This is a genomic window from Rugamonas fusca, from assembly GCF_014042365.1.
GTDB lineage: Bacteria > Pseudomonadota > Gammaproteobacteria > Burkholderiales > Burkholderiaceae_D > Rugamonas > Rugamonas fusca.
Genome location: NZ_JACEZS010000035.1, coordinates 1 through 22,143 on the forward strand (window position 1 = coordinate 1; position 22,143 = coordinate 22,143).

Annotated in this window: 16 protein-coding genes; 3 read left to right on the top strand and 13 right to left on the bottom strand. The window is 63.3% G+C overall.

What is annotated here, in order from left to right; translation table 11 throughout:
- Positions 1 to 125 precede the first annotated feature (125 nt).
- The 8 genes from truB to H3H36_RS24815 form a co-directional block, all read right to left on the bottom strand.
- Positions 126 to 1,049, bottom strand: a complete 924-nt coding sequence (gene truB, locus H3H36_RS24780) for a tRNA pseudouridine(55) synthase TruB (RefSeq protein WP_182220726.1) — start codon at positions 1,047 to 1,049, stop codon at positions 126 to 128.
- 46 nt (positions 1,050 to 1,095) lie between these two features.
- The gene (gene rbfA / locus H3H36_RS24785) at positions 1,096 to 1,518 is read right to left on the bottom strand and encodes a 30S ribosome-binding factor RbfA (protein WP_182220727.1); all 423 of its coding nucleotides are present in this window, start codon (positions 1,516 to 1,518) and stop codon (positions 1,096 to 1,098) included.
- An 86-nt stretch (positions 1,519 to 1,604) separates the two neighbouring features.
- Positions 1,605 to 4,439 carry a translation initiation factor IF-2 gene (gene infB, locus H3H36_RS24790; protein ID WP_182220728.1) on the bottom strand — a complete coding sequence of 945 codons (2,835 nt, stop codon included), beginning with the start codon at positions 4,437 to 4,439 and terminating at the stop codon, positions 1,605 to 1,607.
- 46 nt (positions 4,440 to 4,485) lie between these two features.
- A complete protein-coding gene (nusA, locus tag H3H36_RS24795) occupies positions 4,486 to 6,051 on the bottom strand; it encodes a transcription termination factor NusA (RefSeq protein ID WP_182220729.1) in 1,566 nt (521 codons plus the stop codon).
- Entirely contained in the window at positions 6,048 to 6,536 is a 489-nt protein-coding gene (gene rimP / locus H3H36_RS24800; protein ID WP_182220730.1) for a ribosome maturation factor RimP, read from the bottom strand. Before rimP ends, nusA begins: the two co-directional genes overlap by 4 nt.
- A 291-nt stretch (positions 6,537 to 6,827) precedes the next feature.
- Positions 6,828 to 8,888, bottom strand: coding sequence for a pseudouridine synthase (locus tag H3H36_RS24805; protein ID WP_182220731.1), 2,061 nt, complete (start codon positions 8,886 to 8,888; stop codon positions 6,828 to 6,830).
- Entirely contained in the window at positions 8,875 to 9,678 is an 804-nt protein-coding gene (gene scpB, locus H3H36_RS24810) for an SMC-Scp complex subunit ScpB (protein WP_182220732.1), read from the bottom strand. Before scpB ends, H3H36_RS24805 begins: the two co-directional genes overlap by 14 nt.
- Before the next feature lie 350 nt (positions 9,679 to 10,028).
- A complete protein-coding gene (locus H3H36_RS24815) occupies positions 10,029 to 11,054 on the bottom strand; it encodes a glucokinase (protein WP_182220733.1) in 1,026 nt (341 codons plus the stop codon).
- A gap of 269 nt (positions 11,055 to 11,323) precedes the next feature.
- Here H3H36_RS24815 and H3H36_RS24820 point away from each other — a divergent pair, with 269 nt between their 5' ends.
- Positions 11,324 to 11,818, top strand: a complete 495-nt coding sequence (locus tag H3H36_RS24820) for a hypothetical protein (RefSeq protein WP_182220734.1) — start codon at positions 11,324 to 11,326, stop codon at positions 11,816 to 11,818.
- Here H3H36_RS24820 and H3H36_RS24825 read toward each other — a convergent pair.
- Genes H3H36_RS24825 through H3H36_RS24845 form a run of 5 tightly spaced genes read right to left on the bottom strand, consistent with a single transcriptional unit; the run spans position 11,796 to position 18,354 of the window.
- Positions 11,796 to 12,758, bottom strand: a complete 963-nt coding sequence (locus H3H36_RS24825) for a VTT domain-containing protein (protein WP_182220735.1) — start codon at positions 12,756 to 12,758, stop codon at positions 11,796 to 11,798. The genes H3H36_RS24820 and H3H36_RS24825 overlap by 23 nt on opposite strands.
- Before the next feature lie 28 nt (positions 12,759 to 12,786).
- Positions 12,787 to 14,478, bottom strand: a complete 1,692-nt coding sequence (locus H3H36_RS24830) for an ABC transporter ATP-binding protein (RefSeq protein ID WP_182220736.1) — start codon at positions 14,476 to 14,478, stop codon at positions 12,787 to 12,789.
- Positions 14,475 to 15,608: an ABC transporter permease gene (locus tag H3H36_RS24835; RefSeq protein ID WP_182220737.1), complete on the bottom strand. Its 1,134-nt coding sequence runs from the start codon at positions 15,606 to 15,608 to the stop codon at positions 14,475 to 14,477. The genes H3H36_RS24830 and H3H36_RS24835 overlap by 4 nt, the downstream gene beginning before the upstream one ends.
- 9 nt (positions 15,609 to 15,617) lie before the next feature.
- Entirely contained in the window at positions 15,618 to 16,556 is a 939-nt protein-coding gene (locus tag H3H36_RS24840; RefSeq protein ID WP_182220738.1) for an ABC transporter permease, read from the bottom strand.
- Between the two features lie 28 nt (positions 16,557 to 16,584).
- Entirely contained in the window at positions 16,585 to 18,354 is a 1,770-nt protein-coding gene (locus H3H36_RS24845; RefSeq protein ID WP_229220094.1) for an ABC transporter substrate-binding protein, read from the bottom strand.
- Positions 18,355 to 18,853: 499 nt separating this feature from the next.
- Between H3H36_RS24845 and H3H36_RS24850 the strand changes: the two genes are divergently transcribed.
- Both H3H36_RS24850 and H3H36_RS27230 read left to right on the top strand, forming a co-directional pair.
- The gene (locus H3H36_RS24850) at positions 18,854 to 21,637 is read left to right on the top strand and encodes a TonB-dependent receptor (protein WP_229220095.1); all 2,784 of its coding nucleotides are present in this window, start codon (positions 18,854 to 18,856) and stop codon (positions 21,635 to 21,637) included.
- A gap of 196 nt (positions 21,638 to 21,833) precedes the next feature.
- Positions 21,834 to 22,106 (top strand): hypothetical protein, encoded by a 273-nt coding sequence (locus tag H3H36_RS27230; protein WP_229220096.1) that lies wholly within the window; start codon positions 21,834 to 21,836, stop codon positions 22,104 to 22,106.
- The last annotated feature ends 37 nt before the right edge of the window (positions 22,107 to 22,143 follow it).

Sequence of the window (22,143 nt, forward strand, 5' to 3'; positions counted from 1 at the left end):
ACTGAGAAAACGGGCGCGACAAGCGTTTGCGGCTAAGGCAGGCAAGAAATTGCGCCTCGATAAAATCGAGGCGCCGGGACAGTATTATCGACTTGACGCTGGTTGGCTAATGGGTGACCCCGGTTTTAGCCGTGGGCGGTGGCGATCAGGCGCTCGGGTGCCAGGATGCTGTATTCGCCCAGCTGGGCCGTGCCCAGCAGCTTGTCGTCCAGATAGACGCGCACCCGGCCCTGCTCGGCCGGCACGGTCACGGGCTCCTTGCCCAGCGCCAGGCGCTGGCCTTGCAGGAAACGCTTGGCCAGCTCGGCGTTCAAATGCACGGCCGGGAAGCTCGACAGCAACGCATCGACGGGCGCCAGCAGGCTGCGCGGTTCCGGGTGCGCCAGCAACGCGTCCAGCGTGATCATGCCGTCGGCCGTCAGCGCGCCCACTTGCGTGCGGCGCAGCGCGTTCAGGTGGGCGCCGCAACCGAGCGCTTCGCCGATGTCCTGGCCCAGCACGCGGATGTAGGTGCCCTTGCTGCAGGTGACGGACAGCTTGAGGAATGGCACCTCGTAGCTGATCAGCTCCAGCTTGTGGATGACGACGTTGCGCGCTTCGCGCTCGAGCGTGATGCCGGCGCGCGCGTATTCGTACAGCGGCTTGCCGTCGCGCTTCAAGGCCGAGTACATGGGCGGCACCTGGGCGATGGGGCCGCGGAAGCGGGCCAGCACGGCGTCGATCTGCTCCAGCGTGACGTGCACCTCGCGCGTGTCGACCACCTCGCCTTCGGTGTCGCCGGTGTCGGTGGTCTGGCCCAGGTGGACCACGGTTTCATAGGTCTTGTCCGCTTCCAGCAAGTCTTGCGAGAACTTGGTCGCTTCGCCGAAGCACAGCGGCAGCAAGCCGGTGGCGAACGGGTCCAGCGTGCCGGTGTGGCCGGCCTTCTTGGCGTTGAGTACGCGCTTTGCCTTGATCAGCGCGTCATTGCTGGAAAAGCCGACCGGCTTGTCGAGCAGCAGCACGCCGTCGATCAGGTCGCGGACTTTCTTGGGATGGTTTGGCTTCATGTTGATGGCGGCGGGGGCCGGGGCGCGCGAGGCGCCCCACCCTTGCTTACTCCGCGTCCTTGTCAGCGTCCGTGCGCTGCTGGCTCTGCTCGTCGTCGAGCGCGCGGGTGGCGTTGGCCTGGTCGATCAGGGCCGACAGTTCCATGCCGCGCGCGGTCGACACGTCGTGCACGAAGTGCAGCTGCGGCAGGGTGTGGATGTGCAGCCGCTTGCCCAGCTGGTTGCGCATGTAGCCGGCCGCCTTGTTCAAGCCTTCGATGGTGTTCTGCACGGCTTCCTTGCTGTCCTTCAGCATGGTGAAGAAGATCTTGGCGTGCGCGTAGTCGGGCGTGAGCTGCACTTCCGTCAGCGTGATCATGCCCACGCGCGGGTCCTTCAATTCGAACGCGATGATTTCGGACAGGTCGCGCTGGATCTGGTCCGCCACGCGCTGGCCGCGCTGTGGAATGGTTTTGCTATGTTTTGCCATGATTCGATACTGCCTTCCTAAAACGGCAAGTGGACGGGAGCGCTGCGCCCCCGTCCACTTGCCTGGTCTCGCCGATACGTTGTGGATTACAGCGTACGTGCGATTTCCTGTACTTCAAACACTTCCAGCGAGTCGCCCACCTGGATGTCGTTGTAGTTCTTCAACGACAGGCCGCACTCGAGGCCGGCGCGCACTTCCTTCGCATCGTCCTTGAAGCGCTTGAGCGAGTCGATCTCGCCCGTCCACACGACGATGTTGTTGCGCAGCAGGCGTACCGAGGAGGTGCGCTTGACGACGCCATCGGTGACCAGGCAGCCGGCAATCGCGCCCACTTTGGACACCAGGATGACCTGGCGAATCTCGACCTGGCCGATCACGGTCTCGCGCTTCTCCGGCGCCAGCATGCCCGACAGCGCCGACTTCACGTCATCGATCGCGTCGTAGATGATGTTGTAGTAACGGATATCCACGCCGTTCGACTCGGCCAGCTTGCGCGCCTGGGCATCGGCACGGGCGTTGAAGCCGATGATGACCGCTTTCGAGGCCACCGCCAGGTTGACGTCCGATTCCGTGATGCCGCCGACGGCCGCGTGCACCACCTGCACCCGCACTTCCGAGGTCGACAGTTTCTGCAGCGAGCTGACCAGCGCTTCCTGCGAACCCTGCACGTCGGTCTTGATGATCATCGGCAGGTTCTTCACTTCGCCTTCGGCCATCTGGTCGAACATGTTCTCCAGCTTGGCGGCCTGCTGCTTGGCCAGCTTCACGTCGCGGAACTTACCTTGACGGAACAGACCGATTTCACGCGCCTTGCGCTCGTCGGCCATGACCATCACTTCTTCACCGGCTTGCGGCACTTCCGTCAGGCCCTGGATTTCGACCGGGATCGAAGGACCGGCTTCCGAGATCGGCTTGCCGTTCTCGTCCAGCATGGCGCGCACGCGGCCATAGGAGGAGCCGGCCAGGATCACGTCGCCGCGCTTGAGGGTACCGGACTGCACCAGGATGGTGGCGACCGGGCCCTTGCCCTTGTCCAGGCGGCCTTCGACCACCAGGCCACGGGCCGGCGCTTCCACCGGCGCCTTCAGTTCCAGCACTTCGGCTTGCAGCAGCACTTGCTCCAGCAGCGCGTCGATGCCCTGGCCGGTCTTGGCCGACACCGGCACGAATGGCGATTCGCCACCGTATTCTTCCGGCACCACCTGCTCGGCCACCAGTTCCTGGGTGACCCGGTCCACGTTGCCGCCCGGTTTGTCGATCTTGTTGATCGCCACCACCAGCGGCACACCGGCCGCTTTCGCGTGGGCGATCGCTTCCTTAGTTTGTGGCATCACGCCGTCGTCGGCCGCCACCACCAGGATCACGATGTCGGTCGCCTTGGCGCCGCGGGCACGCATGGCCGTAAACGCTTCGTGGCCCGGCGTATCGAGGAAGGTGATGATGCCGCGCGGGGTTTCCACGTGGTAGGCACCAATGTGCTGCGTAATGCCGCCGGCTTCGCCCGACGCCACTTTGGAACGGCGGATGTAGTCCAGCAGCGAGGTTTTACCGTGGTCGACGTGGCCCATCACGGTCACCACCGGCGCGCGCGGCACGGCTTCGAAGTGCGCGTGTTCACCCTGGTCGGCCAGCAGCGCTTCCGGATCGTCCTGCTCGGCGGCGTAGGCCTTGTGGCCCATTTCCTCGACCAGGATCATGGCCGTTTCCTGGTCCAGCACCTGGTTGATGGTGCACATCTGGCCCAGCTTCATCAGTTGCTTGATGACCTCGGATGCCTTGACCGACATCTTGTGCGCCAGTTCGGCCACGGTGATGGTTTCAGGCACGTACACGTCCTTGACCACGGCTTCCGTCGGCGCCTGGAAGTTGCTTTCGCGTTCTTCCACATGGCCGCCACGGCGACCACCGCCCTTGCCGCCGCTGCGCCATGCGTCGCGGCCGCCGGTCGGGGCATTGCCACGGCCTTTCGATGCGCCCGGCGCGCCGCGCTTCTTGGCGTCGTCCTGCCAGGTCGACGAGACATTGGCCGACTTGATCGACTTCTTGTCGGCCGTGGCCGGTTTCTTGTCTTCTTTCTTCTCGCCAGGTTTCTTGTCGGCAGGCTTATGCAGCGTGCCTTCGGGCGCCTTGGCCTTGACCGGGGCCGGCGCCGGCTCCGGCGCCTTGATGGCGCGCCGTGGCGCGTTCATCATGGCCTTGATCTGTGCCACTTCGTCGGCCACGGCCTTGCGGGCGCGCTCGGTGGCGGCCGCTTTTTCGGCGGCTTCCTTGGCGGCGGCCTCGGCCTTCTTCTTGGCTTCCTCGGCGGCAGCGGCTTTCTTCGCGTCCTCGGCGGCGTCGGCGGCCGAGGCGGCGGCGCCCGCTGCGGCGGTGGCGGCGGCCTGCTTGGCGTCCGCTTCCGCTTGTTTCTTCGCTTCCGCTTCGGCGGCAGCCTTCGCTTGCGCTTGCGCTTCCTTCTCCGCGTCCAGCTTGGCCAGCGCTTCCTGCTTCTCGCGCAGTTCCGCTTCCTGGCGCGCGATCAGTTCAGCCTGCTTGCGGGCTTCCTCTTCGCGGCGCGCCACTTCGGCGGCGTCGATCACGGGCGCGGCCGGCGCGGCCGGCGCTGGCGGCACGATGTCGTCGCGCTGCACGAAGGTGCGCACTTTCTTGACGGCGACCTGGATCGTGCGCGACTTGCCCGTGGCGTCGGCCTGCTTGATCTCGGTGGTTTCCTTGCGCGTCAGCGTGATCTTTTTCTTTTCGGTGTCAGCCGCTGCGCCGTGGGTACGGCGCAGGTGATCCAGCAACTTATCCTTATCATCTTTCGACAATGGATCTGACGTCGAACTTTTCTCGACGCCGGCAGAACGCAGCTGCGTCAGCAGCAAGTCTGCAGGCATCTTCAGTTCGGTGGCAAATTGGGCTACGTTGTTACTCGCCATTCAGTCCTCTTTTCTATGTGTCGCGGAGATGATAAAGATACTCAAATTAAGCCTTTGCGGATTCGGCAAGACTCCAGGCCTTGGCTTGCAGCGCCTTGGCACGGTCGTCGTACTTCGAGTCAACCAACTTCATCTCATCGTCGGTCACATCTTCAAATTCACTCTTAATCAGTTCTCGTGCCCGGTCGGACGACAGCGCCAGGATGGCACCGAATTCGTCGTAGGCCAGTGCGGCGAATGCTTCCACGGTCTTGATACCAGCCAGACCCAGCTTGCCGGCGGTGATGCGGTCCATGCCTTCCAGACCGACCAGCGCCTCGTCCATGCCTTCCAGGCCTTCTTCCGAAGCGATCGCCTCGGTCACCAGCGCGTCGCGGGCGCGGGTCCGGAGTTCATTGACGGTATCCTCATCGAACGATTCGATTTCCAGCATTTCGGAGATCGGCACGTAGGCGATTTCTTCCAGGCTGGCGAAGCCCTCTTCCACCAGGATGTCGGCCACTTCCTGGTCGACGTCGAGCTTCTCCATGAACAGGGCGCGCACGGCGGCCGTTTCCTGGGCAGCCTTGTCGGCCGATTCCTCGGCCGTCATGATGTTGATCTTCCAGCCCGTCAGATCGGACGCCAGGCGCACGTTCTGGCCCGAGCGGCCGATGGCGATGGCCAGGTTTTCCTCGTCCACCACCACGTCCATGGCGTGCTTTTCCTCATCGACCATGATCGACGAGACGTTGGCCGGGGCCAGCGCGCCGATCACGAACTGGGCCGGGTCTTCCGACCACAGCACGATGTCCACCCGTTCGCCGCCCAGCTCGCCGGTCACCGCTTGCACGCGCGAACCGCGCATGCCGACGCAGGTGCCGATCGGGTCGATGCGCTTATCGGCCGTGTAGACGGCGATCTTGGCGCGCACGCCGGCATCGCGGGCCGCCGATTTAATTTCCAGCATGCCCTGCTCGATTTCCGGCACTTCCAGCTCGAACAGCTTCATGATGAATTCCGGCGCCGTGCGCGACAGGATCACCTGCGGGCCGCGCATGTTGCGGTCGATGCGCAGGATGTAGGCACGCACGCGGTCGCCGATACGCAGGTTCTCTTTCGGGATCATCTGGTCGCGCGGCAGGCGCGCTTCGATCTTGCCCGATTCGACGATGGCGTCGCCGCGCTCCATGCGCTTGATGGTGCCGGTCACGAGCGAGTCGCCGCGTTCCAGGAAGTCCACCAGGATCTGTTCGCGCTCGGCGTCGCGCACGCGCTGCAGCACCACTTGCTTGGTGTCCTGCGCGAAACGGCGGCCGAATTCCACGGATTCGATCGGCTCCTCGATGTGGTCATCCACTTCGATGTCAGGGATCTGTTCCTTCGCTTCGAACAGCAGGATTTCCTGGTCCGGCAGCTGGAGGCCAGCTTCGTCCGGCACCACGTGCCAGCGGCGGAAGGACTCGAATTCACCCGACTCGCGGTCGATCGAAACGCGGATATCGACTTCACCTTCATAGCGTTTCTTCGTGGCTTGCGCCAACGCGAATTCCAGCGCGCCGAATACGACATCCTTATCGACGTTCTTCTCACGCGCCAGCGCGTCTACCAATAACAAAACTTCGCGACTCATGCTTTGCGTCCCTTAAAATCCACCTGCGGCACCAAGCGTGCCTTATCCACATCGGCGAGCGTAAACTCCAACAGCGCCGGACCATCTGTTCCTTCAAATTCCAACGACAATTTCTCGTCCTGGGGTTCCTGCAGAACGCCCTGGAAGGTGCGCCGGTTGTTCGTACCCGGCATGGCCACGCGCAGCTTGACGCTGGCTTCGCAGCCGGCAAAGCGCACATAATCGGCCAACTTGCGCAGCGGGCGGTCGAGGCCCGGCGACGAGATTTCCAAACGTTCGTAGTTGACGTTCTCGACCGTCAACACGTGCGACAGCTGGTGGCTCACGGTGGCACAGTCCTCCACGGTGATCGGGCCTTTTTCGGCCGCATCCTCCGCCGAGAAATCGATATACACGCGCAACAGTCCACGCTCGGCCCGTTCGACATCAACCAGCTCATAGCCCAGACCGGACACGGTCTTTTCAATTAATTGCGGCAGCTGCAAGAAATTCTCCAGTTCAAAGTCCGTTTCCACTTTGAAAAACGGACCACTCAAAACGGTTCACCAAAAAAAAAATGGGCATCTGCCCATCTTCTTGTCATTCCAACCAGACGGAAGCACTCTTGGCAAACAGACCTTGCGAAGAACTCCAATCAGGCTGTGAATTATAACCCGTTCTTCCCTGTGCCGCAATGCCGGACATACCCCAACAACGGCCTTACAACAAGGAAAATCGGGCTACACGGCCCAAAAACAAGCCAAACAACAGGCGACGGCCGGGCCGCCGCCCTCCCATCAACCTTTACGGCGACGCGGCATGCCGTGGTCGATGGCGCCGCCACGTGGCGGCTGGTTGCGGCGCGGCGCGCTGGCGTTGCCGAAACCAAAAGTTGTTTGCAGCGGATCAGGCTGGCGCGGACCGCGCTGCGGCCCCTTGGCAGCGCCAAAACCCTGCCCCTGGCCGCCCTGGCCACCCTGGCCGCCCTGTCCACGGCCCTGGGACTTGCCCCGGCCCTGACCCTGGCCTTCGAAACCGCCACCGAGCGGACGGCCGCCGGCGTAGGCGCCCAGCGTGCCGCCTTGCGGACGGCCACCGGGACGACCGCTTTGGCCCATGCCCATGCCCATGCCGCCACGGCCCTGGCCGCGACCCTGGCCACGAGCCGGTTTCGGGAATGGCAGCGCATTGTCATTGCTGACATCGAGGCGGTTGCCATTCGGCTCGTCGCGCTCGTCGCGCTCGCGCTTGGCGTTACCGCCCTTGGCATTATTGCCACCACGCTGCGCCTCGCCGCCGCCTTTCTTTTCCACGCCATAGGCGGCCATCAGGTCGCGCACGGTGTTTTCTTCCATTTCCTCCCAGCGGCCACGCTTCAGGCTGCTTGGCAAGGTCATGGCGCCGTAGCGGGTACGGATCAGGCGCGAGACGGTCAGGCCGATGGCCTCGAACATGCGGCGCACTTCGCGGTTGCGGCCTTCGCCGATCACCACGCGATACCACTTGTTGATGCCTTCGCCGCCGCCGTCGGCGATCTTGGTGAACTGCGCCAGGCCGTCTTCCAGCTCCACGCCGGCCAGCAGTTTCTGGCGCATGCCCTCTTCCAGCTCGCCCAGCGTGCGCACCGCGTATTCGCGGTCGATGCCGTAGCGCGGGTGCATCAGCCGGTTGGCCAGGTCGCCCGAGGTGGTAAACAACAGCAAGCCTTCCGTATTGAAGTCCAGGCGGCCCACGGCCAGCCATTTGCCGGCCTTCATGGTCGGCAGGCGGTCGAACACGGAGGGACGGCCATCCGGATCGTCATGGCTGACGATCTCGCCGGCCGGCTTGTGATACACCAGCACGCGCGGCGGCTTCTTGCTGACGCGGCGCTGGATCAGCTTGCCGTTGATACGGACCTGGTCTGTGCCCAGGATGCGCTGGCCGATGTGGGCCGGCTCGCCATTGACCGACACGCGGCCGGCGATGATCAGCTCTTCCATGTCGCGGCGCGAACCGAGGCCCGCTTCGGCCAGCACCTTGTGCAGCTTGGGCGCGTCGTCGTCCGAGGTCAGGTCGCGGCGCACGGCCTTGGCTGGCGCACGGCCCATGCCGCCTTCTTCGGTGTCGTACGCTTCCGAGGTCACGAACGAGAACACGGCGTCGGCATCGGCCACCTTGGGCGCGCCGCCTTTGCCACCTTGGGCGCCGCGCTGTTGTGGCTTGCCGCCCTTGCCTTTCTTCTGGTTCGGCTGGCCTTTGCCGTTGCCGCGCGCTTCGTTGCGCGGGCCTTGTTCGTGGCGTGGCTTGCCTTCCTTGGCGCGCACCACTTCACCTTCGGCAGGCGCCTCGCCTTCCACGGCGGCGACCGGCTCAGGACGCGGCATGGCAGCCTGGCGGGCTGCGCGCTGCTCGCGCATCTGGCGCGGACCGCGCGGCGGGCGGGGGCCGCGTTCGGCACGCTGGCCGCCGGCTTCGACCGGGGCTGCGGACACCGCGGCGACCGGCGCCGCATCGACAGTAACCGTGGCGGCGACAGGAGCGGCAGCGGCAGGCGCCGAGGCGACAGCCGGCGCCGGTGCTGGCGCCGCTTCTGGCGCGCCAGCACCGGCGCCAGTCGACTTGGCGGCCGGCTTGGCGCGCGGCTTCTTGACTGGCGCCTCAGCCGCAGCGGCAGCAGGCGTGTCGGCCGTCGCAGCCGGAGCCGCTTCGGCGACTGCCTTGGGCTTGCGTTTGGGCTTGGCCGCGACCGGCTCGCCGGCGGCGGCAGCGGCCGCTGCGTCGGCTTCGATCTGGGCTTTGGTGCGGCGTTTAGGCTTGGCGACCACTTCGGCGGCCGCAGTGCCGCTGACTGACTCTGGAGAATTAGGATTGTTCATTATTCATTTCTTGGTTGTGCTCAGCGTCAACCGTTAAATCGGGCGCAGGGCCGTGGGTAATGGCCGGGGCCGCCGAATCATCGGCCGCCCCCGCGTCGTGGCCGGCATCCGGGCTGGCCGTGACATCCACAGCCACTTCCGCCTCACCATCCGTACCAACTGCTTGTTGCGCGGCATTATGCGCCGCAAAATTTTCCTGCAGGGCCGCTTCCAGCGCTTCCATATCGGGACCGCCGCCCTGCATTTCGCTGATTTGCTGCAACGGCGGCAGCTGGGACAGCGAATTCAAGCCCAAATCATCCAAAAACTGCTTGGTGGTGCCCAGCAAGGCCGGGCGGCCCACCACATCGCGGTAGCCAATCACATCGACCCAGCCGCGGTCTTCCAGCATCTTGATCGTCTGCGAGTTGACGGCCACACCGCGGATTTCCTCGATGTCGCCGCGCGTCACCGGCTGGCGGTAGGCGATGATGGCCAGCGTTTCCAGCGTCGCACGCGAATATTTGGGCGGCTTTTCCGGATTCAGGCGGTCCAGGTACAACTTCATTTCCGGCCGGCTCTGGAAGCGCCAGCCACTCGACAGGCTGACCACTTCGATGCCCTTGCCGGCCCAGTCCAGCCGCAATTCTTCCAGCAAGGCCTTGATCGTATCGGCGCCCACGCCAGGCCCGCGTGGCCGGCCCTGGTCGTCCACTTCGACATACAGCTTTTTCAGACTGTGGATCGACAAAGGCTCATGCGCGCACAGCAGCGCGGTTTCGAGGACTTTTTTCGCCTCACCAGTATTCATAGCGATCTTATGGTTGCATTCACATGCAAGAAAGAAATCAATAACAATCAGTGAGGCGTATGGCTGGCATACGGGATGCCGCCTGGCTGGAGTACTCGCTGAAGCTGGTTTTTCCGACGCTAGTGCCGATGTGCGCTGAGCGGGAGGGAGAGACAGACCACTTACGGCACCGCCGCGACGACGCGGCAGCTACCGTTGATTTCAAGTGAAACGCAGTCCTGGCGCGCCGTTTTCGGGCGAAAAGCGGTGCGCACTACCTGGAACGATCCATGCCGTTTCATCCAACAGTGCGAATTGTACCTGATAAAAGACTGAAAAGCGCATTTCGCTACCGCGAAATGTAACAGGGCTTACGCTTGAGCAAGTCTTTCGGACAAGATTGCAGAGACGCCGACGAAGGCCGGGTATTCCGCCGTGATGACGAAAGTGGGCACTTTGGCCAGGTACGCAGCGAAGCGGCCCTTCTGTTCGAAGCGGGCGCGGAAGCCGGAGCGGTCAAAGCGCGCGCCCAGGCGAGGCACGATGCCGCCGCCAATATAGATGCCGCCTTGCGCGCCCAGGGTAATGGCCACGTTGCTGGCCACCGTGCCCAGCATGCAGCAGAAGGCCTCGATGACCTGGTCGCACAGGGCCGACTCGCCGGACAGTGCGCGGCGCGTAATTTCCGGGGCACCGATGGCTTCCGCCGGCACACCCGTATGATCAGCCAGCGCGCGGTAGATCAGTTCGATCCCCACGCCTGACATCAAGCGCTCGGCCGACACGTGTTCGAATTCACGCCACGCGAATTGCAGGATGGCCACTTCCGTCTCGTTGAAAGGCGAGAAACTGACGTGACCGCCCTCGCTGAGCAAGGCGGTCCAGCTGTCGCCGGACGGAATCAGGCCCGACACACCCAGGCCCGTGCCGGCGCCGATCAAACCCAGCGGCGCGCCAGCCTGCGCCACACCGCCACCGACCTGGTGCTTCTGCTGGTCGGACAACAACGGCAGCGAACGGGCCAGCGCCGTGAAATCGTTGACCACCACCAGCGTCTCGAAGCCGCACTCGACGCGCAGCGCTTCGATCGAGAATTCCCAGTGATGGTTGGTCATGCGCACCAGGTCGCCCGTGACCGGATTGGCGATGGCGATGGCGCCCTGCCGGACCGGGCCCAGATTGGCCTGCACCACGGCCGGCAAGGCCAGGTAAGCCTGCAAGGCGGCGGCCAGGGTCGGGTAATCGGCGCATGGCAGCACATTGATCAGCTCAATCTTGCCCGGCGCCAGTTCCAGAGCGAAACGGGCATTCGTCCCCCCAACATCCGCCAGCAGGCGCGGGCCGCCCGGAAAAGCGATGGATGGGGACTGTGGTGCGTGCAAGGACTGGGCTGTCATGATGAACCAAAAGAAGTTGAGCCCTAAGCTTAAAGGATTTCTTAGCCGATCCGCAAGCCTTCTTTGTAGTTTTAGTACACACTCAGCGAAATTTCCTACAAAAAATTACATTATGAAATATTGGTGTCGTAGTATGACTACCACTTACTTTCATATGTGCAAGCATTTTCGTCGATTGCACGGCACTTGCGAGCACTCAAGAATCTGTTCAAACGGGGCGGGTAGGCTGCAAAATCGAAGCACGAAGACGACAAAAACCGGAGCGGGCAATGCGCAAGCACAATGGCCAAGCGGCGCAATTGAAACAGAAGAAAAGGTGCGTGCTGGCAGCCGCATTTGCTACCGCGTCGACCTTGGCGAGTCCAAACGCGATGCCGGGATTCGCCCGATACCAAGTAACGCAACACTATGCAGGCCCCATGGCAAAGCCGGTACTGACCACCCGGCAGGACAAAGCGTTTCAACGCCAGCTACGTCGCGCCGCACATGGGCAGCCTAACTTCGCCGGCCATTATCGGGTCGTCACGTTTGGATGCGGCGCCTCGTGCGTGATGGGCGCCATGATCGACGCCAAGACTGGGAGAATAGTGTGGCTGCCGTTCACCGTGCGCTGCGGCAGCGATGCCAACAAGCCACCCGTGGACTTTCGCTCCGACAGCGCCCTGCTCGTCATCAACGGCATGCGCAATGAGGCGGGCGACGGCACGCATTACTACGTGCTCAAGGACAATCGACTGAAGTTTATTGGCTCACGCCCTCAATGACTTCCACAGTGGCAGCGGCCTGCTCCGGCGCGAACGCCGCGTTCCACGCCTCCAGCCCGCCATGCAGGGGCCGGGCACGGTGGAAGCCGTGGGCCAGCAATTCCTTGGCCACCTGGGCCGCCGTAACATCGTTGGGGCAGCTGCAATAGACGATGATGTGGCTATCCTTGTCCAGCGCCGCCAGTTCCGGCAGCCCTGCGCCGCCCTTGAACAGCAGCGCGCCCGGCACCGCCGGCTCCAGCGATTGCGCCGTGGCGCTGCGGGCATCCACCAGCACCGGCTCGTGGCCCTCGTCGAGCAGGCTTTTCAATTCGTCGATGGTGATCCGGTCCATTTGCGTGGCCTGATGGAAGCGCTTGCGCTCCACGTATTTGAACGTGACAAACAAGGCCAACAGCACACCCAGCACGATCAAGGCCGTCGTGCCCATGGTGCTGAGGATGCCCAGCACCTGCGCCACGCTGGTGTGGAAATACGCACCGATGCCGATGCCGGTGCCACTCCACAGCAAGCCGCCGGCCATGCTGAAGCCCAGGAACGTGGCCTTGGCCGTGCCCATGGCGCCGGCCAGCGGCGAGGCGATGGTATTGAAGCCAGGGATGAACTTGGACACCATCAGCGCTTTCGGCCCCCAGCGCTTGAAGTTATCTTCCGTCTGGCTCACGCAGTAGTCAGGCGACAGGGAAATGCGGCACAGCAGCTTGAGGATGCGCTTGCCGAAGTGGCGCCCGGCATGGAACCAGAACTGGTCGCTGATGACGCAGGCGATCAGACTCACGGCCAGCACGCCCGGCCACGCCAGGTCGCCATCCTTGGCCAGCGCCCCGGCCACAATCAGCACCGGATAAGCAGGAATGGGCAATCCGATCTGCTCGACCAGCACGACGGCGAACACGATCAGGACGCCGTATTGTTGCAGCAGTGGGATGAGATTGGCCATCCCGCTATCTTAACGTAAAACGGAACGGCTAGCCGGGCAGTCCGCGCGGGATGGCCGCCAGCAAACTGCGCGTGTAGGGATGGGCGGGATTACGGTACAGCTCGTCCGAATTGGCCAACTCCACCACCCTGCCCTGCTGCATCACCATCACCTGGTCGGCCATGTATTTCACCACCGACAAGTCGTGCGAGATGAACAAGTAGGACAGCCCATATTCGTCCTGCAAATCCTGCAACAGATTGAGCACCTGGGCCTGCACCGACACGTCGAGCGCCGACACGGATTCGTCGCACACGAGGATTTCCGGCTGCATCGTCAGGCAGCGGGCGATGGCGATACGCTGCCGCTGGCCACCGGAGAACTCGTGCGGATAGCGATGCATGGCCTGCGCCGGCAGCCCGACCCGCTCCAGCAACTGGCAGGCGATGGCGGTGCGGGCACGGTCGTCCGCACCGATGGCGTGGATGCGCATCGGCTCCAGCAATATCTGTCCCACGGTGTAGCGCGGATTCAGTGAGGCGTAGGGATTCTGGAAGATGATCTGGATGCGCCGCTTGTAGGGCAGGAATTCGCGCGCGCTCATGGCCAGCAGGTCGCGGCCTTCGAAGATGGCGCTGCCGGTCGTGGCCTGATGCAGGCGCAACAGCGTCAACCCTACCGTCGTCTTGCCCGATCCCGATTCGCCCACCACGCCCAGCGTCTTGCCGCGCGCCAGCGTGAACGACACGTCGCGCACGGCCTGGAACGCGCGCCGGCCGAACCAGCCTTCGCGCACATAAAAACTCTTGCCCAGGTTCTTCACCGTCAGCACGGTATCGTCGCCGGGCGCGTAGCCGCGCTCGCGCGCAGGCGTGGACTGATCGGCGCCAGCCTTGCCTTCCAGGTAGTCGGCGATCACGGGTAGCCGCCACGGCCGCGCCGCCAGCGGCGGCCGGCAATGCAGCAGCGCGCGCGTGTAGGCATCCCGCGGCTGGTCGAACACTTGCCGCAGCGTCCCCGCCTCGCGCACTTCGCCATGGCGCATGACGATCACGTGGTCCGCGATTTCGCCCACCAGTGCCAGGTCGTGTGTGATGAACAGCACCGACATCTGGTGCTTGCGGCGCAGATTGGCCAGCAAGGCCATGATCTGCTTCTGGATCGTCACGTCCAGCGCCGTGGTCGGTTCATCGGCGATCAACAGCTTCGGCTCACAGGCGATGGCCATGGCGATCATCACGCGCTGCTGCTGGCCGCCCGACAACTGGCCGGGATAGGCGTCGATCTTTTGCGCCGGATCGGGGATGCCCACTTCGTCCAGCAGCGCCAGCGTGCGGGCACGTGCTTGCCGACGATTCATGCCCATGTGCTGGCGCAGCACCTCACCGATCTGGAAGCCGACCGTGAACACGGGATTGAGCGAAGACATGGGCTCCTGGAAGATCATGGCCACATCCTTGCCGCACAAGGCGCGCCGTGCGCGCGCATCGAGTGCCAGCAACGCGCGTCCATCGAAGCGGATGCTGGACTCGGGCGCGATGGCGGCGCTGTCCGGCGGCAGCAAGCCCATCACGGCCAGCGCGCTGACGGATTTGCCGCTGCCCGATTCGCCCACCAGCGCCACGGTGGCGTCGCGCGGCACGTCGAACGTCACGCCCTTGACGGCTTCCACGCTGCGCTGCCGGTCCACGCGGAAACTCACGCGCAGGTCGCGCACTTCCAGCAAATGGCCGCCGCTCATGCCAGACTCCTTACCTTGGGATCGAGCGCGTCGCGCAGCGCGTCCGTCAGCAGCGAGAACGCCGTCACCAGCAGCGCCATGGCGGTAGCGGCGGCCGTCAGTTGCCACCACTTGCCCAGGATCAGTTCGTTCTGCGCTTCATTCAGCATGCTGCCCCACGACACTACGCCGACCGGCACGCCAAAACCAAGGAAGCTCAGGATCACCTCGGCCTTGATGAAGCCCACCACCAGGATGGACAGCTGCACCAGCGCCACGTGGCTCACGTTGGGGAAGATGTGACCGAACATCTTGCGCCAGTGCGAGGCGCCGATGGCGTCCGCCGCCAGCACGTATTCGCGGCCCTTGTGCTTGATGTACTCGGCCCGGATCAAACGGTATGGCCCGGTCCAGCCTGTCAGTCCCAGGATCAGCACGATGGTCAGCACGCCCTTCTGCTGCAACACGGCGGCCACGGCCAGGATCATCAGGATCGAAGGGATGGACGTGAAGATACTGTAGAACCAGTTGAACAAATCGTCGACCAGCCCGCCGAAATAGCCGGACACGGCGCCAAACAGCGTGCCCAGCGCCACCGCCAGCAAGGCCGCCACCAGCCCCACCACGATGGAGGTCTCGCCGCCCTTGATGGTTTTCTTGAGCACGTCATGGCCCCACTTGTCGGCCCCGAAAGGCAGGCTGGACAGGCGCGCGCCGTGGCCGCGCGACTGCGCCGGCAGCGTGGCGCGCAACCGGGCCAGGTCGGCGGCCAGCGGATCGGTGAGGCCATACATGTCAGGCACAGCGGCGCCCGGTTCCTTGCGTTGGGCGCGCAATTCAGCCAGGTCGGCGGCCAGCGGGTCGAAGGGATTATCAGGCGGCGGTGCGGCGGCGGATGCGCCTGCCGAGGCTGCAGCAACGGCCGCTGCACCGGCCAAACCCTGCGCCACATGGTCGAGCAGGAAGGTGGGCGGCGCGTAGTTGACGGCCACCTCGTCCTCCCAGTCCGCCACGATCAGGCCGCTGGCCGACAACAGCAGCATCAGCAGGAACGCCACCACCACGGCCAGCGCCGCCATGGCCAGGCGGTCGGCCCGCAAGCGGCGCCAGGCCAGCGCCCACAGGCCGGGGGATGCCAGCGCGTCACGCATCGCTCGTCCTCATGTCAGTTGCACCCGTGGATCGACGGCCTGGTACAGCAGGTCGGTGAGCAGGTTGACCAGCATGGTGGCGGCCGCCACATAGATCGTGATGGCTTTGATGACGGGAAAATCGCTGCGCTCGACGGCCAGGATCACTTCCCGCCCGATGCCGGGAATGCCGAAGAAGCGCTCCAGCAAAAAGGCGCCGATCAACAACGCCGGCAGGTTGGACATCACGTAGGTAATGATGGGAATGGCGGCGTTGCGCAGCACATGCACCCACATCACGCGCCGCTCGGACAAACCCTTGGCGCGGGCCGTGCGCACGTAATCCTGCCCGACTTCATCCAGCACGAAGCTGCGGAACAGGCGCAGCGTGGGCGCCACCGACACGGCCAGCCCGATCAGGATGGGCAGCGGCGCAAAACGCAGCAGGTTGATCCAGAAGCTGTCACCCCAGCCTTGCACCGGAAACAGCCCCAGCTTGTATGCCAGGCCATACTGGAACACGATGATGTAGACCAGGATGCTGACCGACATGCCCACCGTGCACGCCACCATCACGGCGCGGTCCGTCAGCGAACCGCGCACGAAGGCGATGGCCAGCGCCAGCGCGATGCCCAGTGCCGTCTCCAGCACGGTCAGTGGCACCAGCACCGTCAGCGACGGGCCCAGCCGGGTGGTCACGATGCTGGACACGGCCTCCCCCGTGGCCCAGCTCTGGCCAAAATCAAACATCACGATCTGCTTGATAAATATCCACAACTGCACGTAATAAGGCTGATCCACGCCCAACTGGTGCCGAATGTTGGCGATGCTCTGGGCATTGGCCATCTTGCCAGCAAGAATATAAGCGGGGTCACCGCCCACCCAGTTAAACAGGATAAACACCAGCAGCACCACACCCAGCATGGTGGGCAGCATTTGCCACAAGCGGCGGACAATATAAGCAAACATACTATTTTTCTTCTTCTATAAGCTGCGCTTATCTGGCTGGCCCGGCCGTGCGGTCCAGGTCGATGAATGGCCATTCCTGGTGCAGGATGGGATGCTTTTTATACCCGAGTACGGCCGGCTGCGCCAGCATATTGCGGTAGCGTGCGTAGCCCATCAGGGCCACGCCATTGACTTCGAGGCTGCGCGCCATCTTGTGGTACAGCGCGTCACGCTCCGGCCCTGCCGGCAAGGCATGGCTGGCGGCGTACCAGGCGTCGTATTGCGCATCCTGGTAGCAGGCGGCGTTGTTCTGATGCACGTTCGGGCCGTAGAACAATTGCATGAAGTTATCGCCATCGGGAAAATCAGCGATCCACTGGAAGTTGCGCGTTTGCAGCTTGCACAGGGTTTCCGCCTTCATGATGTCACCGAGGATGAGCCGGTCATTGTCCATGTGGATGGCCAGCGCATTGTAAGTCTTGCGCCACAGCTCCGCCTGCAACACGCCGCTGGCCTCGTTGCGCGACGTGTAGCGCACGTGCAGCGGCTTGCCGTCGGGCAGTGTGCGCCAGCCGTCGGCGCCCTTCTTGTAGCCGTAGCGGTCGAGCAGCTTGTTGGCCAGCACGGGATCATATTGCAGCAGGCTGCGGTAATGGGGATCGTGGCCCACCACGCCAGGCGGGATCGGATATTGCACCGGCGTGGCCTGGCCGTTCCACACCAGCCGGATTTCCTCGTCCACGTTGTGCGCCATGGCGATGGCGCGCCGCAGGGCGATCTTTTCCTTGCTCAGGCCGCCCAGCACCGGGTCCTGCATATTCCAGTAGTAATACGTGATCTCGGGGTCGATCAGGCGCGACAGCTGTATGCCCCTGGCTGCCAGTTCCGGCCGCAGCTTGCCGTCGATCAGGGCCTTGGGCGCCAGCGGGCCGTCCAGCCAGAACAGGTCGGCTGCGCCGCTGGTGAAGGACAGCCAGCGCGACTGGTCCTCCAGCTGCACGGTGATCTCGATGCGGCCGATCTGCGGGATTTTCTTGCCCCGCATCTGGCGCACGATGCGCTGGTCGTCAGGATCGTCGCCGGGCTGGAAATTCCATACCATGGGCCGGTGGCCGGGATTTTCGTCGAGCACGATGCGGCTGCCGCGCACCCACTGCCCCAGCAGGTAAACGCCCGTCCCCACAGGATGGTCGGCCACCTCGCCCTTGGCGTCGCCATAACGTTCCACCACTTCGCGCGCCACCGCCGCCAATGGCACATAGGCCAGGATCATGCCCAGGCTGAAATCGGTCTGCGTCAGGTGGATGCGCAGCGTGTAGCGGTCGAGCTGCTCCAGTCCCGCGACGGGGCGGTCGTAATCGAATTTGCCGCTGCGCGCGGCGTCAGCGGCCAGCTGGTCCAGCCCGACGATCTTGCCTTCAAGCAGCCAGGTGTGCGGTGAGGCCAGCCGCGGATCGAACAGCCGCTTCCATGCATACACGTAATCGGCCACCGTCAGTTCACGCCGCTTGCCGCCGAACGCGGGGTCGGGCGTGAAATATATGCCGCGCTGCAGGTGGATGGTGTAGGTCTTGCCGTCGGCTGATATCTCGGGCAAGGCGGCCGCCGTCTGCGGCGCCAGCTTGACGGGCCGCGCCAGGTAATCGTAGGTGAACAGGGTTTCGAAGATGGCTTCGTTGACGTGGCCCGTGTACAGGTCGCGCGCGATGGCCGGATCAAAACTGGTCTCGGCCGCCGGCAAAATGTAGTGCAATACCTTGGCCGGTTCCGCGCCGTGCGCCGGCGTGGCCGCCGGCAAGCCGAGCAGGCATGCCAGCATAAATACATTCTTGATGAGTGTTGCCGGCATCCGGGCGCTCGCGATAGGGTTTCTGATGAGCAAACAACCATAACGATAACCGAATTCTCCCCGCCGGCAATGGACAATTTTGCATCAATTTGGTGCATTTTTCGCACCGTCAAGGTGCAAGCATATTGCGGCGCAGCATATTCGAGCTAAGTTTGCTGCAATGCCACGCAACTCGCAGGCCTGCTTTCCTGCCGTTTCCCCAACTCTGCCATAAAGTTCGGTGCTGCAACGCAGCAAAGAAAAATTTACGCATTTACATAGTGCAAACAAAATGTTGCATTCATACGTCAAAAGCAACGATTTTATTTGACAACCAAGGTCGCGCGGTGTTCTTATGCGCCCCTTCTGAAAATACATTAAGTGATTTTTGGAAAGAATTGGCGACTGATGCTTTCCGCTCCGCTACCCACGAGGTGGCAGGGCGGGCGTTTTGCCGCCGTCTAGATATCTTTCTATGGAGTTTTTGGTAATGATGATGGAAACGGTAATTTCCCGTTCCGTGCGCCTGATGTTCTCGGGCGGCGTGGCGGCAGTAAGCCTGGGCCTGGCCCAGCCGGCATTCGCACAAGACGCCAACATCCAGCGCGTCGAAATCACGGGTTCGAGCATCAAGCGCGCATCGGCGGAAACCGCTTCGCCAGTCCAGATGATCGGCCGCGAAGAACTGATGAAGTCGGGCAAGGCGACGGTCGCTGAATTCCTGCAAACCCTGACCGTGGACGGCGCCGGTTCGCTGCCGACCGGTTTCGGCAGCGGCTTCGCCGCCGGCTCGACCGCCATTTCCCTGCGTGGCCTGGGCGCCACCTCCACCCTGGTGCTGCTGAACGGCCGCCGCATGGCGCCGTACGCCCGTGCCGATGACGGCCAGAAGAGCTTTACCGACCTGTCCAACGTGCCGATGCAGATCGTCGAACGCATCGAAGTGCTGAAGGACGGCGCCTCGTCGACCTACGGCGCCGACGCCATCGCCGGCGTGGTCAACATCATCCTGCGCAAAGACTTCGAAGGCGTACAACTGAAGGCCGACACCGGCGCTTCGCGCTACAGCGACAACAAGCAGAACAACATCGCCCTGACCGTGGGCAAAGGCAACCTGGACGACGACAAGTACAACGTCGTGTTCAACGCCGAGTACAAGAAGTCCGACCTGCTGGCCGCCAGCGACCGCGCCGACCGCGGCTGGATCGGCCATGGCGACATCCGTCCATGGGGCTACATCCAGAACACCCAGTACATGGGCGGCTACATCACCCCGGGCAATTCGTCCTACACCCCGACCGGCGCCCTGCGCGATCCGAAGACGGGCAATTTCGTGTCGCTGGGCGGCTGCAGCCAGTTCTCGCAAACCGTCAAGCAAGACCCGGCCGGCGGCTGCCTGTGGTCGCAAGACCAGTTCCGCTCGCTGCAACCGAACGTGGAATCGGTCAACCTGTACACCCGCGGCACGCTGCAGCTGAACGCCGACAACCAGATCTACACGGAACTGGGCTACGCGCAGCGTAACAGCTCGTTCATGCTGGCGCCCGTGTCGGCCACGCCGAACGTGACCTTCCCGGCCAATGCGGCCAATCCGACCGGCATCATCCTGTACACCAACGACTTGCTGATGGCCGCCTCGCACCCGCAGAACATCTTCGGCGTGAACACCCGCATGCGTTATGCCATGTTCGACGTGGGTCCAAGCAACCACATCGCCAACAACCAGTTCAACCGCTTCGTCATCGGCGCCAAGGGCACGGCCTTCGGCTGGGATTACGACACCGGCCTGACCCACTCGGAATCGAAGCTGCACATCGAGTGGACCAACCAGCTGAACATGCCCGTGCTGAAGGCCGCCCTGGGCGACCCGACCAGCAAGTTCTTCCCGTACTACATCGGCAGCCAGGCGTACAAGAACCCCGCTTCGCTGTACGCGGCCATGGTGACGAGCCCCACCTCCGACTCGACCACCAAGCTCGACATCGTCGACTTCAAAGCCTCGCGTGAACTGTTCGCGCTGCCAGGCGGCAACCTGGGTTTGGCCGTGGGCGCCGAGCACCGCCGCGAGCAGCTGGACAACCCTTCGCTGACCGGCACCGCCGACGGCTCGACCAACTCCAGCTACGTGGCCGCCAAAGGCGAGACCAAAGTGTCGGCCATGTACGCCGAACTGCTGGCGCCTATCGTGAAGACGGTGGAACTGTCGGCCGCACTGCGTTATGACCACTACAGCCAGTTCAACTCGACCACCCCGAAACTGGGCCTGAAGTGGACCCCGGTCAAGACCTTCGCACTGCGCGGCACTTACACGGAAGGCTTCCGCGCCCCTGGCGTGGCTGAATCGAGCGCCGCCAGCCAGTCGACCGGCTCGTCGTCCGTGATGGACCCCGTGCGTTGCGCTGGCGGCAAGCCGGCCGCGGGCGGCGCCACTGCGCTCGACTGCAACATCCAGATCGGCGCCGTCAAGATCGGCAATCCTGACCTGGCACCGGAAAAGTCCAAGGGTTACACCCTGGGCATGGTGTGGGATCCGCTGAACGACACCAACATGTCGCTGGACGCGTGGAAGATCCGCCGCACCAACGAGATCAACCCGCTGTCGTACGTGGAAGCGGCGTCGCTGCCGTCGGCCGTGCGCCTGGATAACAACCTGGTCGTCAATGGCGTCGTGATCCAGAATTCGGGCACACTGCTGATCTCCAAGGCGCCGTACCAGAATTCGAGCTACACGGAAGTCAAGGGTATCGACCTGGACGTGAAACAACGCCTGCGCCTGGGTAACTACGGCAAGGCCACCATCAACCTGGTGTGGTCGCACGTGGCCTCGTGGGTACGCGCCGACAAGAACCAGACCTTCCAGTTCGCCGGCACCCATGGCAACTGCGATACGTCGGACTGCGCCGGCACGCCGAAGGACAAGATCAACCTGATCACGTCCTGGGACAAGGGTGACTGGAACGTCAGCGGCACCATCAACTACCGTTCGGACATGAAGAACATCCGTTACGAAGGCGCCAAGTGCGCCACCGTGATGGTGGACGGCAGCAACTCGCCGAATGGCGCCTGCCGCCTGGCTTCGTTCACCACGCTGGACCTGTCGACCCGCTACAACTACAGCAAGCAGTTGCAACTGTACGCGTCGATCAACAACGTGTTCGACAAGATCGCCCCGCTCGATCCGCTGACCTACGGCGGCATGAGCTTCAACCCGATGGACGCCTCCGGCGCCACCGGCCGCTACTTCAAAGTGGGCGCGCAGTACAAGTTCAACTGATCTGATCGGTTGTAAGCAATAGGAGAAGGGAGCGAGCGATCGCTCCCTTTTTTTTCGCGGGTCCAAATGTTGTTCTTCGTCCAAGAACACTTCCCATGCTGACATGAACTATCTGACAATGTTCATACTGAAAAATTACTTATTTTATAAGTACAAGTAAATCCCGTCCGGCACCGGACACGCTCCGCTGGCCAACATGACGCTGGCGCTGGACTACTGGAACATCCACCTGCGCGACAGGATCGGCGCCTTGCCGGAACAATCGATCTACGGCAACTACGCGAAGTACAAGGACCTGTTCCTGCGCAATCCGGATGGCTCGCCCTACGCCATTTCGGACTTGAACAACAACCTCGGCGAAGTGAAGACGGACGGCCTGGACCTCAGCCTGGCCCTGTCCTCGGGCGCCTCGTCCTACGGCAAGCTCAACTTCACGCCCGATGGCACGTATATCCACAAGTACGATTAGCAGAACGAGCGCGACGGCGCGTTCCTGCACAATGTCG

What these genes read in the sequence shown, in the direction of transcription:
- nusA (WP_182220729.1), bottom strand. Translation starts at nt 6,051, where the DNA reads ATGAGTCGCGAAGTTTTGTTATTGGTAGACGCGCTGGCGCGTGAGAAG.
- truB (WP_182220726.1), bottom strand. Translation starts at nt 1,049, where the DNA reads ATGAAGCCAAACCATCCCAAGAAAGTCCGCGACCTGATCGACGGCGTG.
- H3H36_RS24815 (WP_182220733.1), bottom strand. Translation starts at nt 11,054, where the DNA reads ATGACAGCCCAGTCCTTGCACGCACCACAGTCCCCATCCATCGCTTTT.
- H3H36_RS24805 (WP_182220731.1), bottom strand. Translation starts at nt 8,888, where the DNA reads ATGAACAATCCTAATTCTCCAGAGTCAGTCAGCGGCACTGCGGCCGCC.
- H3H36_RS24845 (WP_229220094.1), bottom strand. Translation starts at nt 18,354, where the DNA reads ATGCTGGCATGCCTGCTCGGCTTGCCGGCGGCCACGCCGGCGCACGGC.
- H3H36_RS24835 (WP_182220737.1), bottom strand. Translation starts at nt 15,608, where the DNA reads ATGCGTGACGCGCTGGCATCCCCCGGCCTGTGGGCGCTGGCCTGGCGC.
- H3H36_RS24840 (WP_182220738.1), bottom strand. Translation starts at nt 16,556, where the DNA reads ATGTTTGCTTATATTGTCCGCCGCTTGTGGCAAATGCTGCCCACCATG.
- H3H36_RS27230 (WP_229220096.1), top strand. Translation starts at nt 21,834, where the DNA reads ATGACGCTGGCGCTGGACTACTGGAACATCCACCTGCGCGACAGGATC.
- rbfA (WP_182220727.1), bottom strand. Translation starts at nt 1,518, where the DNA reads ATGGCAAAACATAGCAAAACCATTCCACAGCGCGGCCAGCGCGTGGCG.
- H3H36_RS24825 (WP_182220735.1), bottom strand. Translation starts at nt 12,758, where the DNA reads ATGGCCAATCTCATCCCACTGCTGCAACAATACGGCGTCCTGATCGTG.
- H3H36_RS24820 (WP_182220734.1), top strand. Translation starts at nt 11,324, where the DNA reads ATGCGCAAGCACAATGGCCAAGCGGCGCAATTGAAACAGAAGAAAAGG.
- infB (WP_182220728.1), bottom strand. Translation starts at nt 4,439, where the DNA reads ATGGCGAGTAACAACGTAGCCCAATTTGCCACCGAACTGAAGATGCCT.
- H3H36_RS24850 (WP_229220095.1), top strand. Translation starts at nt 18,854, where the DNA reads ATGATGATGGAAACGGTAATTTCCCGTTCCGTGCGCCTGATGTTCTCG.
- H3H36_RS24830 (WP_182220736.1), bottom strand. Translation starts at nt 14,478, where the DNA reads ATGAGCGGCGGCCATTTGCTGGAAGTGCGCGACCTGCGCGTGAGTTTC.
- scpB (WP_182220732.1), bottom strand. Translation starts at nt 9,678, where the DNA reads ATGAATACTGGTGAGGCGAAAAAAGTCCTCGAAACCGCGCTGCTGTGC.